Here is a 12,888-nt window from a genome sequence, read left to right as displayed (position 1 = left end):
GTGGCCGCCCCCGTGTGGTGGATCGCGGGTTGGGGTTAATCGGCATCGGGAATCACACGCGCGCGGCGTGGTCGCACTGATTTGTTCAGCTCGACGACGTTCGGGGATGTCGCGGCGGTTGATGAGGCGGTCTTCTTTGCCCGCACGTCGGTGGCGGTGACGGTGATGAGGTCTTCGATTCCGCAGCTGAAGATGTCGCATAAGGCGGCTAAGAGTTGCACCGAAACCCGTTCGGGCCGTTGGTGAACCACGCGGTAGACCTGTGGCCGCGACAGCACAATCCCGCGCTCGGCCAGGCGGGGGATCAGCTCGGTGCTGTTGTGCATGCTGTGGGCGGCCATGATTTCGGCCAGTCGCCAGGTGTAGTCGACTTGGCGTTTCATGAGGTCTCCTCGTCAACGAATGCCAGCGCTTCGTCGATGGTGGCGTCCAAGGCGCGGCGCAGCGTGCGGATCCGGTAGTCGCTGGACACGCAGGTGTAAAGGGAGGTGGTGCTGGCGTGCTCGTGGCCCATCTGATGTTGCACGAACATCGGGTCCCAGCCGTCTTCCATCAAATGAGTGGCATACGAGCGGCGCAGAGAGTGCAGATCCAGTCCGGGCGGGAATTCCAGTGCGTCGCAGTAACGGCGGAATCGGCGCAGCAGAGTGTCTTCGGCGACCAGAGCTCCGCGCTCGCTGGGAAACAGGTCGATCCCGTCATCCATGTAGGGCTGGCCGTGGGCGAACCAGTCGGCGATCACCTCCGGCGTCCAGTCGAAGACGGTCAGCACGCTACGGCGTTTGGGTGGTGAGCCCTTCTTGGCCTTGCCGTAGCGCACGTGGACCAGCCCGTAGCGGCCGAATTCGCGGGCGTGGGGGTTGCGGGCAAAGTCCACGGTTTGCAGGTGCCGTAGTTCGTTGAATCGCAGACCGTACGCGTAGGCGAGCTTGAACATCACGGAGTCGCGGAATGCGGGCAGCCAGCCCTTGCGTGCCGAGGCGGCGATCAGTGCGACCTTATCGTCGGCGTAGTCGAAGAACTCTTGCAGTTCTTGTTTGGTGAATGCGCGCTTTTCCGGCGACTGTTCGTTGTCTTGGACGTGCGCCGCGGTGTTCCAGTCGAAGAACACCTGAGCCGGGTGGGTGCCGAAGCGCTGCTCGCACACCTGGTCCCAGCCGTAGTCCGGGTGGCACACGTAGGAACAGAACAGCCGCAACGCGTTTTGGTACCCGCGGATCGTGGACTGCCTGCGCCTCTGGATCGAACGCAGGTCGCTGAAGAACTCCTCGACCATTGCCGGCGCCCAGGTCCACGGAAACTCGTTGGTGTAGGAGAGGAACCGCTCGACAAGCCGGATCCGTTGGTCGATCGTGTCGTGCGCGAGGTTGCGGCAAAGTTGCTGGTTGCGCCACCCCTCGAGCATCTCGGCAACCGTCTGAGCCTCCGGGTGCAGTAGCGGGACCGAGCCCACAACGTAGAAGCGGCCACTCTTGTCGACGGGCAACGAAGCCTCCGAGGCTGTCTCATCTAATGAATCAATGAATCATCTGATGAATCATTACCACATCATGGCAGGTCAACGCGACCCATCTGAAACCGTTCGTTCTGCGCATCGCGGCGCAACGTCCCGACACGGCTGGTCCGATTCACACGAAAGCGCCCGAAACGCGCTGTTGCGATGCACTTTTGCCACCCAGTCGTACTGTGGTCCGCCGCATCAGGGCGGATAGGCGATTGATTCATCTGATGCAATATGCGGCAATTAACTTGACATAATGTCGCTTATCGGCAAAACGATATCCAGGCAGAATGCCGTCGCCGCTGGTCAGGGTCTCGTTTGTCGCCCGAGAGCTTCCGGTGCCCCGAGACATTCCGGCGACACATCTTTATTTGGCCCTGCCCGATCACCCGCCATGCCCCGTCGGCGCGGCGCGCATGCGCCTCGGCCGTGTCCCATCGGCGTGCGAGGCCCGTGGCCCACCTCTCACCAAGACCGGCTCCAACTCGTTGATTCGTCACGTGACGATTCGATGAGCACGAGCCCTGCTCGACACACCCCGGATTGTCGCCCCCCTGCCGTGCCGTCAGCGACGGCGCAGGCCAAGAAACGTCACGTGACGTAACTGCCTGCCTCGCCCCGCTACCCGCTTGCGCGAGCAAACGCCCCGGCTAGCGCGTCGAAGGCGGCTGGCACTATCCGGTAATACGCCCACTTCCCGCGCTGAGTCCTTTCCAGCAGACCCGCCTCGACCAAAATCTTGAGGTGATGCGACACCGTCGGCTGGGACAGCGCGACCGGCTCGGTCAGGTCACAGACACACGCCTCGGCTCCGTCGTGGCCCGCGATCAACGACACCAGGCGCAGCCGAGTTGGCTCGGCCAGCGCTTTGAGTATCGCGGCCAGCCGTTCGGCGGCCTCAGCATCGAGCACTGTGTCGAAGATGGGCTGACAGCACGCCTCAAGATCGGTCACCAACTGCGAAACAGGCATAGGCCTCAGTATTGCACATATTGACAGTCATCTATGGATGATGCATCCTCAGTCACATAGACAACTGTCGATGGGAGGTCTCTGCATGACCGACACCGAGTTCGGCGACCTGCGCGATCAGGTTCGCGCCAGCTACGCGGCGGCCGCGACCGCGATCAGCGCCGGCGCCAGCGGTAGCGAGGCGCTCACCGCGGCGAGCTGTTGCGGGTCGAGTGACGCCGTCGATGTCGGCGGCATTTTCGGTGCCGGCCTGTATGGCGCCGCCGAGCATTCCGAGCTCCCGGCCGACGCCGTCGCGGCCAGCCTTGGGTGCGGCAACCCGACGGCCGTCGCCAACCTGCACGCCGGTGAGCGCGTCCTGGATTTGGGCTCCGGCGGCGGCATCGACGTGCTGCTCTCGGCGCGCCGGGTTGGGCCGGCCGGGTTCGCGTACGGCGTGGACATGACCGACGAAATGCTCGCGCTGGCAGAAGCCAACAAAGCCAAGGCCGGCGTCAGCAACGTTGAGTTTCTCAAGGGCAACATCGAGGACATCCCGCTGCCTGACGCAGCAGTCGACGTGGTGATCTCCAACTGCGTGATCAACCTGTCGGCCGACAAGGCGACCGTGCTCGCCGAAATGTTTCGGGTCTTGGTGCCCGGCGGGCGAATCGGGATCTCCGACGTCGTCGCCGAGGATCACCTCACTGCGACGCAACGGGCTGAGCGCGGTTCGGCTGTGGGCTGCATCGCCGGCGCACTGTCCGTGCAGGAGTACCTCGACGGCCTGGCTGCGGCTGGGTTCGTCGATGCCTCGGTGACGTTCACCCATGAAGTTGCCGACGGCATGCACGGCGCGACCGTCCGCGCGACCAAACCCACGCGGGTCATACGCCGATAGCCGTCGGCGTACCGAGCGACAGCCACGTCACGCGGCTCGCGAACTCGGATGCACCGAGGAGCCGCCGAGCCTCCTCGGGAGGCTGTCGGAAGTGCTTCCATCCCTCGTAATGGACGGGCAGCACGGTTCGAGGATTCAGCAGCCGACACGCCTCGACGGCCTCCTGGGCGTTCATGGTGTAGCGCAGCGGCCCGGTGATCGGGAACCGTACGCCGCCCAGGTGCAGCAGCGCCGTGCCGACGTCGAACCGTGCGGCGAGGTCGCAAACCCCGTCGAAGAGCACGGTGTCCCCGGAAATCCACAGCGCACCGTGCTCCTGACCGTCCCAACGCAACGCAAAGCCGACCACGGTCCCGACGATCACCTTGCTCGCGGGCGGGCCGTGCCGGGCCGGCGTCGCAGTGATCTCGACAGCCGCCCGCCCGGGCGCGGTGAGTGTGGTTGTCTCCCAGGGCTTCAGCCCGACTGACTGCCCGCCGAGTCGCTTGGCGCCCGGCACGGTCGTCACTACCGTGCCCAGCTCCGGAAGCAGCGCGCGGCCGGCTCGGTCGAGGTTGTCCCCGTGGTGATCGTGGGTGAGCAACACGGCGTCGACGGGACCGAGGTCGGCGGCGGCGAGTGCGGGGCCGGTGAGTTTGCGTGACATGGCACCCCAGCCGAAGTGCCAGCGCTCGCCGGGCGGGTCGAACGTGGGGTCGGTCAACAACCGCCAACCACCGAAGTCGATGAGTGCCGTCGGTCCCCCGATGTGGGTGATTGTCACGTCGGTCATGCGCGGGGTCCTCTCCGTACGTCAGCCCACACTTTCATACCGATTCGCACGGACCGGAATTAATTGTGATTCGCGCTTCCTGTCTCAGCCGTCAACGATGTACGTTTCTGAAATGGGGCTCTCAATGGGCTGATCGAGGGGAAACAACTTGCACCTGTCGGCGTGGTCGCCGGAGCTGAATTCCGTGCTGCCACTTGACAGGCCCGAGTAATCAAGCGATGGGCGGGAGGGTCTCATGTCGGTGGTGGTAGCGCCCGAGTGGCTCACTGCGGCAGCGGCGGATGTGGCGGAAGTCGGTACGGCGATCGAGGCGGCACACGCCACGGCCGCGGCTCCTACCACCGGGCTGCTGGCCGCCGCCGGGGACGAGGTGTCGACGACGATCGCGGCGCTGTTTTCGGAGCACGGCCGGGGCTATCAAGCGCTCAGCGCGCAAGTGGCAGTTTTCCACGAGCGGTTCGTGCAGGCATTGACCGGCGCGAGCAGCGCGTATACCGCCGCGGAGGCATTCAATGCATCGCCGTTGGCGGCATTAGAGGATTCCTTGCTGGCCTTCGAGCAGCAGATTCAACAGGCCCCCTCGGCACTGGCCACCGAGATCACGCGCGTCGCCGACACGCTACTCGCCGACGTCTTCGGCGCGCCGGCCGCGCCGCCCTTCCCGGCGACACAGACGGGCGGCTACACCGGAACGCCCTCTCTGATAACCAGGTTCGAAGAGACCGCGCTGCTGCCGTTGAAGCCCATACTGTCGCTGTCCGGCCTCGAACCTCAGCTCGCAAACACCAGCAACCCGCTCTTCGGTCTGCTCACGGGCGACGTCCCAGTTCTTTCGCTGGCGATCGGCAACAGCCCGCCGCAATTCCTGACGTTGCTGCTGGGAGAAACAGTCCAGCACAGCACATATCAGGGAATGAGCGTCGTGCAGATCACGCCCGCTCATCCGTCGGGCGAATACGTGGTTGCCATTCACGGTGGCGCCTTTATTTTCCCGCCGTCGATCTTCCACTGGCTCGATTACACGGTGATGGCGCACCAGACTGGGGCAACGATCGAAGTGCCGATCTACCCGCTGCTGCAGCAGGGCGGCACCGCCGCATCCGTCGTACCCAAGATGGCCGGCTTCATTTCCGAGCAGGTCACCCACCACGGGTCCGCCGACGTCAGCGTGATCGGTGACTCCGCGGGCGGCAACCTCGCGCTGGCCGCCGTCAATATGCTTGCGGCTGATCCGACCCATCCAGGCCTCCCATCGGCGATGGTGCTGATCTCCCCCTGGCTCGACCTCGGGATGACGAATCCGAACATCGGGTTGGTGCAGGATCCCCTGCTTCCCGTCGGGGCTGCCCGCCTGATCGGCGCGGAGTGGGCCGACGGTCTACCCCTCAACGACCCCATGGTCAGCCCGCTGTACGGGACATTCAGCAATGTCCCGACGTATGTCTACTCGGGCAACATGGACATCCTCTCGCCCGACGCGTTGCGCCTGCAGCAATTCGCCGTGGCCCAGATGGCCCCCATGTACTTCACCCTGGCGGACGGCCAAATTCACGACTTCGTGATCCTCACCGTGGACGGCCCCAGCTATTGGCCGCGGATCGACCAGGAGCTCGGTCTCTGACGGCAAGGCTGTAGCGTGGCGGCCGTGAAATCAACCCGGGTGTATTCCTCCGCCGCGCTGGCGGCCTGTGTTGCCGCGATCGTTGTGCCGCTCGTCGGATCGGGCACGGCAAACGCGGCCGGCTCGTGCCCAACCGCCGCGCCGCAAGCCGGTTCGGCGGCTGACTGGACGCTGGCCGGCGCCACCGGCAGCACCGCGGTCACCGGCCCGACGGACACTACGGCCCCCCGCGTCACCGTGACTCCGCCGTTCAGCGTGACCGAGACGCAGGTACACACACTGCGCGCCGGAGACGGACCCGTCGTCGCCAACACGGCCAAGGTCTCCGTCTGCTACATGGGCGTCAACGGCCGCGACGGGTCCATCTTCGACAACAGCTACGAACGCGGCGCCCCCGTCGACTTCCCGCTCAACGGAGTCATCCCCGGCTTCCAGAAGGCCATCGCCGGACAGAAGGTCGGTTCCACCGTCGCCGTCGCGATGACGTCCGCGGACGGCTACCCCAGTGGTCAGCCCAGCGCCGGAATCCGCCCGGGCGACTCGCTCATCTTCGCGATCAAGATCCTTAACGCGTCGGGCTAAGCGGCGGGCGCGGGGCCAGACGGCGCCGTTTGGCCCTTGCGCCGCTCTGCTGGCGTACTCCGTCGGCGGCACCGAAGCTTTATCGCGAAGACGCGGCACCAGCGGCGACGCAACGACCCCGCTGACGCGCCGGAAGGCGCTGGCGCCGAATATTCATTGGCGGTTAATGGCGCGGGCTCGCGCGTGAAAAATTACTTGTCTTCCGGACTCTGTGCCACTGCATCCGTCACAATGTGACGGTGGATAAGGACACCTGCGGAACTGCGATTTTCTGGAGCCCCGTTGTTTCCTCGACGACGTTATCAACCCTGGCAGGTGTGCTAGCCGGCAGCCGAAACAAAAGGCGGACGCTCGATCACATTGCGAAAGTTCGCGGGCCGAGCTGAATCGCACGCGCCTTAAGTCCAGAGCCGGTAATGACTGTGCCAGAGATTGGAATGCCCTGAACGGTGCTTGGAGCGACTCCGCCGCCGTTCTCATCCCATATCGTTGCCGGGTGTCCACCGCCGCCGTTCTCATCCCAGATGGTGGTGGGGCTTACCCCGCTGTCGCCATCCCAGATGGTGGTGGGGCCCACCCCGTCGTTGCCATCCCAAATCGTGGTCGGGTTCCCTCCGCCCCCGTATGGATCCGGAAATAGGCCGGTCGCACCGTCCTTCTTCTTTGGATCTGGATCAGGTTCCGGACTTGGCTTTATCGCCGTACCAATTTTTTCGATAATGACGCCCGTTACGACGCCGACGCCGCCAACACCCAGAACAGCAAAGCCGAGTACGCCTTCTGCCGGCGTCCCGTGGTAGATCATGTCATTACCTTTGTCCATGAGGTCATGGCCGTTCTCCTGCGTATCCTGGCCTACTTCTTCAATCGCCTCGCCGACTTCATCCAGCCACCCTCCGGCACCTTGCCCGCTTGGCATGAGCATGTGCCCGGAGCCGAACGGGCCTCCGTCCCTTAAGACGTCGTCCTTGCTGTCCCAGCCAAAACGGCCCAGTCCCAAACCCCGGCCCGCCCAGCCCAGCGCCGCTTCTGCCGCCGCGTCTAGGTCGCCGGCGCCCAGAAGCTCGTGAATCATGTCTAGGACGCGACGTTCAGCATTCGGATCGTCTTGTCCACCAAGTCGCGGGTCGCCGCGCCCAAGCCACTTGTCGCGTCCACGGGCCGCGTCCCACATCGATTGCGCCTTTGCTTCGTATCCGTACGGGTCATCGTCGTACGAACCGCCCTGTCCGGGTCCACCTAGTCGTGGGTCGCCACGCCCAAACCACTTGTCGCGTCCACGCGCCGCGTCCCACATCGATTGCGCAAACTTTCCATCAGGGCCAAAGTGTGTCCAAGCTGGGGTTCCTGCACCGAAGTGGATTTCGCGACGCTCTCGCCATTCCTCGAGATGCAGTTCGAGATGGGCGAGGTCACCAGGAAAGAACACAGTTACCGTCTTCGTGATCGGATCGGCGATCGGAATGAGGTGTTCTTTCGCGAATTCTGATGTTGCTGCATTCCGGGTGAACGCTTGAAGAACCCGATCCGTCGTCGGGAGTTCCAGCAGCGGCCAGGTGGCATTAATGGCGGCGCCAAGGATGGGTTCGATCCCGTTGATATTGCCTTGCCGTCGAACGTAGGTGAGCGTCTCGACGAGGAATTGCCGGCGGAATCGCGCGGAGGTATTGGCTAACTGCGGTCCGATCACTGCGCATGTTTGGTGCCACGCCTTGAGTGCGTCGTCGCCGTGGACGCGCCTGGCCACGGTGGACACCACTCGGGCGTTTGGCTTCATGGACCGCAGCGCAAGTTCTTGGACGAACGCCAGATAAACCGGCGTGGAAAGGAGGGTGAGGTCTGCACGTGCTAAGTAGATCGGACCAGTGCGTGTGATGCCCAATAGCTTGGCTGGCCCAGGCCGGTGCCCTTTCAGCTGTGCGTCACCGTTTGGCGATTGCTTGTCGACAGTCGACACCGTAGAACGTTCGGTTGTCATCGATTACCCCTCAATTGCGGTCCGAAGTGCGACAACGCCATAGTGCTGCGGCTCGAGCGAGCGGCATACAGTAGTGGGCTACTTCAATTGCGTAGCCTCGGGCAGCCGAGTACGGGTGCTGGGCTATCCCGCTCCGGCGATCCTGATCCCGAGCACCGACCGAACGCATCGACGCCGATGTGCAGAGAGGCTGTTTACGGCCCTACCCCAGCTCCAGCGCCGCCGCGACGACGGGCTTGGCCCACGCGGGCGTGCCGGTCAAATCGGGCGGCCCGACGATGCGGCCGCGCTGCATGTGCAGCACCAGAACCGGCCGCGGCGCCACCCCGGTCGCGGGGTCGGCGGTCGCGGAGTTGTCGTACATCCGTAGTTCGGTCAACGCAGGCAGCAACGTCACGAGATTGATCAGGCTGTGCCGGTAGCGGCGGCGGATGTCGGCGTCGGGAATGTCATGTCCGCCGGTGCGGACGCGCTGTCGCACCCGCTCGATGTGGGTGTCGGCACTGTCGAGCCCGACGTAGAACACGTGGACCTCGATGCCACGCGAGGCGGCCTCGGCCAACAACGCGGGAATCGTGTTGCCGCCCAGCGTGGTTTCGAAGGTGAAGTTGAGGCCCTCATCGATCGCCCGCTCGAGCAGCCGTCGGCCCTGCTCCCATGCCGCCGCGTTGGCGTCATCGCGGCCCAGCCCGGGGTTGGCCTCAAGAATCTCGCGGGCGGCCTCGTCAGGGTTGTAGTACTCACCGCCCTTGTCGCGGATGGTAGCGCCGATGATGCTGCTCTTGCCGGCGCCGTTGACCCCTGCGAGCACATGGATCTGCGCCGGCCGGGTCGTCTTGCGAGCCATAGGCCGCGCTGGATTACCGCGACCGCGCGGCCTTCACCGCCGCGGCCCCCAATTCCTCCGGAGTGACGTCGAATGCCGCGGCCACTCCGGCTTTGGCCTTCGCGGTCTGCATGTTGGCCAACAGCCCGTCGAAACGCTCACTGAGGTCGTCGAGCGCGGGCGCGGCGGACGCGGTCAGCGCCTCAAATTCGGCGTACGACAGCAACACCGCCCGAGGCGTGTGGTGCTTGGTGATCACCACCGCGCCGCTCTTTGCAGCCTCCTCGAAGACCGCGCCGAATTCGTTCTTGAGACGGGTGGCGGCCACCATGGGTACATCGACCAGCTTGCCTTCGCGGTTGCGAAACGAGACCGTGGACATTGGTGCTTCCCCTTCGGTGATGACCCCCGACTCTAGTCGTTTTGGCTATTTTGTGCGATTGGGGCCTATCGGTGGCGCTTCACATGTCCGGCAGGTCGGCGAACCGCTTCTTGACGTCGTTGTACCAGCCCATCGATTTCATCGGGTGCCGCCAGCGGCCCTTCATGTCGTCGCGGGCGGGCACGTGGGCATCATCGCCTGCCTTGACGAGTTCCTTGAGGTGTTGGTCCTGCGCTTTGATGATCTCGTCGGCGCTCTCGCCGCGATGCGCGAGCTCGCAAGGGCCACCGAGGTCCTGGCAGGTCATGGTCTTCACAAGGGTCCTCCTTGTCCGGTCACACCGGGCGGTCCGGGTGCGTCAGGATAGTGACGCATCCGACGACGAAAGTGTGACCGCGCCATGGTGAGCGACGACCAGCTCCGCGACGGCTTCGAGGCCGAGCGTCCCCGCCTGCAGCGGATCGCCGCGCAGATCCTGGGCGACGCCGACGCGGCGCAGGACGTCGTGCAGCAGGCGTGGCTACGGCTGCACGGCACCGACGAGCGGATCGAGAACCTGCCGGGCTGGCTGACCACGGTGACCTCGCGTCTGTGCCTGGACGGCCTGCGGGCGCGGCGGCCGGTGCCGATGGAACCGATTGAGGTCGAGGCGGCCGGATCCGATCCGGCCGATGACGTGGCGCTGGCTGACGCAGTCGGAGTCGCGATGCAGGTCGTGCTCGACCGCCTCACGCCCGCCGAGCGGGTGTCCTTCGTCCTGCACGACAGCTTCGGCTTTGCCTTCGAGTCGATTGCCGCGATGCTCGACACGACGCCGGTCGCGGCGCGCAAGCTGGCGTCCCGGGCTCGCGCCAAGGTGCGCCCGGCCGCAACCGAGGATGCCCTGGCCGACTGGGAGGTCGTGGATGCCTTCATGGCCGCGGCCCGCGAGGGCGACTTCACACGGCTGCTGGAGCTGCTGGCTCCCGATGTGGTGGTCTCCGCCGACGCGGCCGCGAGCGCACTGGGCACCCCGACGCGCCTGCAGGGCGCCGATGAGGTGGCCAGCTTTTTCAACGGCGCCGCCAAGGCCGCCCTCCCGGTCTTCGTCGAGGATCGCCCGGGCGCCGCGTGGATCCACCGCGGACAAGTCAAGGTCGCCTTCGACTTCACTGTCGAGGCCGGTCAGGTACGCCGCCTGCAGTTCCGCGCCGCCGGCGAGGTACTGGCCGGTGTACGACGCCGCGAGGGCGGGATCGCGCTGGGGTGATCTTCGACATCGCGAGCGCCCAGCGGTAACGGCCCTACTCGGGCAGCACGGCCTCGATGGCGCTGACAACCTCGGGCGCGTCGGGCTCGGTGCGCGGGCGAAACCGGTTGACCACCTCGCCCTCGGGCGACAGCAGGAACTTCTCGAAGTTCCACTGGATGTCCCCGGCCTCACCGCCGGAGTCGGTGGCCTTGGTCAGCTCGGCGTACAGGGGGTGGCGGTCGTCGCCGTTGACGTCGGTCTTGGCCAGCAGGGGGAATGTGACCCCATAGTTCGTCGAGCAGAACTCCTGGATCTCGTCGGCCGTACCCGGCTCCTGGCCCATGAACTGGTTGCACGGGACGCCGACGACGGTCAGGCCGCGCTCACCGTACTCGGTGGCCAGTCGCTCCAATGCGGTGTACTGCGGAGTGAGTCCGCATTTGGACGCGACGTTGACGACCAGCGTTGCGCCGTCGGACAATTCGGCGAGCGTGGTCGGCGTGCCGTCGAGCCTGGTCAGTGCGATGTCTTTGAGAGTCACAACGACGACGCTAACGGTAGCCGCGTTTCAACAGATGTTTGGCCCCGGCGTTCATCGCGTCCCGGCCTGCCACCGCGAAGTCGAAAGCGTTGGCGAGCCGGTCGGTGATGTCGAAGGCCAGCAGGACGGCAAGGGCGTCGTCGAGCTGCGCGGGGGTAGCGCCCGCGGACAGCACGGCCTGGACGTCGGACGCGTCGATGCGGTGCTCGCGGACGAGCTTGGCGAGCAGTCGCAGCGTCGCCCGCAGCGGCTCGTCGATGGGGGCCGTGTCCACATCGGCAAGGACGGCAGCGACTTTCGCGTCATCGCGGTACCAGAGCCGGGACGTGGCCGAGTGCGCGGCGACACAGAACGGACACTGGTTCGCTTGAGAAATGAAGGCCGCCATCAGCTCGCGGTCCCCGACCGACCATTCCGATGGACCGCGCATCGCTTCGTGAGTGAGTTCGCCGGCCCCATAGAAGTCCTTGCGGTAGAACGCCAGTTTGACCGCGTCGACCACCGGCTGGCTCGAAACCACGCGAATCACTGCGAACAACGCCTTCGTGCCGAGGTGGTGACCACGGTCGAGGATCGCCAGTCTCATTGCTGACCGTCCCCCGACGCGGTGGCCTCGGCGATGGCGGCGCGCGCGTTGGCGTAGTGGCGATCCGCCTGCCCGACGGCGGCGCACACCACGATCTCAAAGATCTGGTCTTCGCTGAGCCCGGCCGCGCGGGCGGCGGCGATGTCCTCGTCGGTGACCGCACAGGAGCGGTTGGCCACCGTGTCGACCAGGATGCGCAGGGGTTCGTCCAGTCCGGCATTGTCGAACGCGGACCGGCGCAGCTCGCGCGACGCGGTCGCGTCGCTTTCAAGGATCCGGGCGACGAGTTCGGCGTGAAGTCGGCGGATGTCACTCATCGTTCTGGACTACCCCCTTTGGCCCACGACGCCAACGAACCTGCCGGCGCGCCCAAGATCCGTTCGAATGCCTGAAAATACGCGCCAAGGACACTTTGAATGCGCGCCCCGTTGAGGTCTGCGCCCGTCGACCCGTCGGCCTCGATCGCGTCGATGAACACGTCGGCGAGGTGCACTGTCATTCCCGTGACGATCATTGCCGCCTCGGTCGGGCAGTCGGTGTCGAAAACCCCTTCGGCGCAGCCCTGCCGGATGATCGACGCGAGCAGCGGGGCCGTCGTCCGCATCGATTCACGCGCCATCTTCTGGCGGAGCAGGGCGTTGTTTTCGTCGGTTCGCAGCCGCATGACGGTCGAGACCGCCGTGGCATTCTCGGTCTTCCCGGCGTGTTCCGTCGCGAAGTAGGCGTGCAACTTGTCGATCGCGCCGAGGTCAGGATCGTCCACTACGGCCTGCAATTCGCGCAATGTCCGCTCACCCATCGACGCAACGACTCCTTCCAGAAGTGCGTACTTGGACCGAAAGTAGTGGTACAGCGCGCCCTTTGACATGCCCGTCGCCGCCAGCACGTCGTCGATCGTCATGCGTTCGTACCCCTTGGTGCGCATGAGCTCGAGGGCGGCATCGAGAATCTTTGCCCGCCGCGCGGCATACTCGTCGGGCTTGACTTGGCGTGGCACGGCTTCCCTTCGTTGACGT

General features: G+C 65.2%; 16 protein-coding genes. 4 read left to right on the top strand and 12 right to left on the bottom strand.

Annotated elements, in window-relative coordinates:
* Window positions 1-35 precede the first annotated feature (35 nt).
* From AC5Y5V_RS10660 to AC5Y5V_RS10650, 3 genes are all read right to left on the bottom strand, one after another.
* On the bottom strand, window positions 36-383 hold the full coding sequence (locus AC5Y5V_RS10660) for a helix-turn-helix domain-containing protein (RefSeq protein ID WP_499933908.1): 348 nt from the start codon (window positions 381-383) through the stop codon (window positions 36-38).
* Window positions 380-1,486 (bottom strand): tyrosine-type recombinase/integrase, encoded by a 1,107-nt coding sequence (locus tag AC5Y5V_RS10655; RefSeq protein ID WP_499933904.1) that lies wholly within the window; start codon window positions 1,484-1,486, stop codon window positions 380-382. Before AC5Y5V_RS10655 ends, AC5Y5V_RS10660 begins: the two co-directional genes overlap by 4 nt.
* Window positions 1,487-2,122: 636 nt before the next feature.
* Window positions 2,123-2,473 (bottom strand): ArsR/SmtB family transcription factor, encoded by a 351-nt coding sequence (locus AC5Y5V_RS10650; RefSeq protein ID WP_499933899.1) that lies wholly within the window; start codon window positions 2,471-2,473, stop codon window positions 2,123-2,125.
* Between the two features lie 85 nt (window positions 2,474-2,558).
* Between AC5Y5V_RS10650 and arsM the strand changes: the two genes are divergently transcribed.
* Window positions 2,559-3,353 (top strand): arsenite methyltransferase, encoded by a 795-nt coding sequence (gene arsM, locus AC5Y5V_RS10645; protein ID WP_499933896.1) that lies wholly within the window; start codon window positions 2,559-2,561, stop codon window positions 3,351-3,353.
* Here arsM and AC5Y5V_RS10640 read toward each other — a convergent pair.
* Window positions 3,340-4,125, bottom strand: a complete 786-nt coding sequence (locus tag AC5Y5V_RS10640; protein WP_499933894.1) for an MBL fold metallo-hydrolase — start codon at window positions 4,123-4,125, stop codon at window positions 3,340-3,342. The two genes, arsM and AC5Y5V_RS10640, sit on opposite strands and share 14 nt — an antisense overlap.
* Window positions 4,126-4,360: 235 nt before the next feature.
* Between AC5Y5V_RS10640 and lipY the strand changes: the two genes are divergently transcribed.
* Window positions 4,361-5,746: a triacylglycerol lipase LipY gene (lipY, locus tag AC5Y5V_RS10635; protein WP_499933892.1), complete on the top strand. Its 1,386-nt coding sequence runs from the start codon at window positions 4,361-4,363 to the stop codon at window positions 5,744-5,746.
* Window positions 5,747-5,761: 15 nt separating this feature from the next.
* Window positions 5,762-6,328, top strand: coding sequence for an FKBP-type peptidyl-prolyl cis-trans isomerase (locus AC5Y5V_RS10630; RefSeq protein WP_499933889.1), 567 nt, complete (start codon window positions 5,762-5,764; stop codon window positions 6,326-6,328).
* A gap of 355 nt (window positions 6,329-6,683) precedes the next feature.
* On the opposite strand, the gene AC5Y5V_RS10625 is transcribed toward AC5Y5V_RS10630, so the two are convergent.
* The 4 genes from AC5Y5V_RS10625 to AC5Y5V_RS10610 all read right to left on the bottom strand — a co-directional run bounded on the left by AC5Y5V_RS10625 (window position 6,684) and on the right by AC5Y5V_RS10610 (window position 9,821).
* Window positions 6,684-8,306, bottom strand: coding sequence for a hypothetical protein (locus tag AC5Y5V_RS10625; RefSeq protein ID WP_499933885.1), 1,623 nt, complete (start codon window positions 8,304-8,306; stop codon window positions 6,684-6,686).
* Window positions 8,307-8,508: 202 nt separating this feature from the next.
* Window positions 8,509-9,153 carry an ATPase gene (locus tag AC5Y5V_RS10620; RefSeq protein WP_499933882.1) on the bottom strand — a complete coding sequence of 215 codons (645 nt, stop codon included), beginning with the start codon at window positions 9,151-9,153 and terminating at the stop codon, window positions 8,509-8,511.
* Between the two features lie 13 nt (window positions 9,154-9,166).
* A complete protein-coding gene (locus AC5Y5V_RS10615; protein WP_499933877.1) occupies window positions 9,167-9,514 on the bottom strand; it encodes a type II toxin-antitoxin system prevent-host-death family antitoxin in 348 nt (115 codons plus the stop codon).
* Between the two features lie 79 nt (window positions 9,515-9,593).
* A complete protein-coding gene (locus tag AC5Y5V_RS10610; protein WP_499934211.1) occupies window positions 9,594-9,821 on the bottom strand; it encodes a hypothetical protein in 228 nt (75 codons plus the stop codon).
* 93 nt (window positions 9,822-9,914) lie between these two features.
* Here AC5Y5V_RS10610 and AC5Y5V_RS10605 point away from each other — a divergent pair, with 93 nt between their 5' ends.
* Window positions 9,915-10,763 carry a sigma factor gene (locus AC5Y5V_RS10605; protein WP_499933873.1) on the top strand — a complete coding sequence of 283 codons (849 nt, stop codon included), beginning with the start codon at window positions 9,915-9,917 and terminating at the stop codon, window positions 10,761-10,763.
* A 34-nt stretch (window positions 10,764-10,797) separates the two neighbouring features.
* Here AC5Y5V_RS10605 and AC5Y5V_RS10600 read toward each other — a convergent pair whose 3' ends face one another.
* From AC5Y5V_RS10600 to AC5Y5V_RS10585, 4 genes are read right to left on the bottom strand one after another with little or no spacing between them, the layout of a single operon-like run.
* Window positions 10,798-11,286, bottom strand: a complete 489-nt coding sequence (locus AC5Y5V_RS10600) for a glutathione peroxidase (protein WP_499933870.1) — start codon at window positions 11,284-11,286, stop codon at window positions 10,798-10,800.
* Between the two features lie 10 nt (window positions 11,287-11,296).
* Entirely contained in the window at window positions 11,297-11,872 is a 576-nt protein-coding gene (locus AC5Y5V_RS10595; protein WP_499933866.1) for a carboxymuconolactone decarboxylase family protein, read from the bottom strand.
* Window positions 11,869-12,189 carry a carboxymuconolactone decarboxylase family protein gene (locus AC5Y5V_RS10590; RefSeq protein ID WP_499933864.1) on the bottom strand — a complete coding sequence of 107 codons (321 nt, stop codon included), beginning with the start codon at window positions 12,187-12,189 and terminating at the stop codon, window positions 11,869-11,871. The genes AC5Y5V_RS10595 and AC5Y5V_RS10590 overlap by 4 nt, the downstream gene beginning before the upstream one ends.
* A complete protein-coding gene (locus AC5Y5V_RS10585; RefSeq protein ID WP_499933861.1) occupies window positions 12,186-12,869 on the bottom strand; it encodes a TetR/AcrR family transcriptional regulator in 684 nt (227 codons plus the stop codon). The genes AC5Y5V_RS10590 and AC5Y5V_RS10585 overlap by 4 nt, the downstream gene beginning before the upstream one ends.
* Between the last annotated feature and the right edge of the window lie 19 nt (window positions 12,870-12,888).

It is taken from the genome of Mycobacterium sp. NGS68 (genome assembly GCF_059812195.1).
Note: the sequence above shows the minus strand (reverse complement) of the source record. Positions and strands in the feature narration are given on the sequence as shown.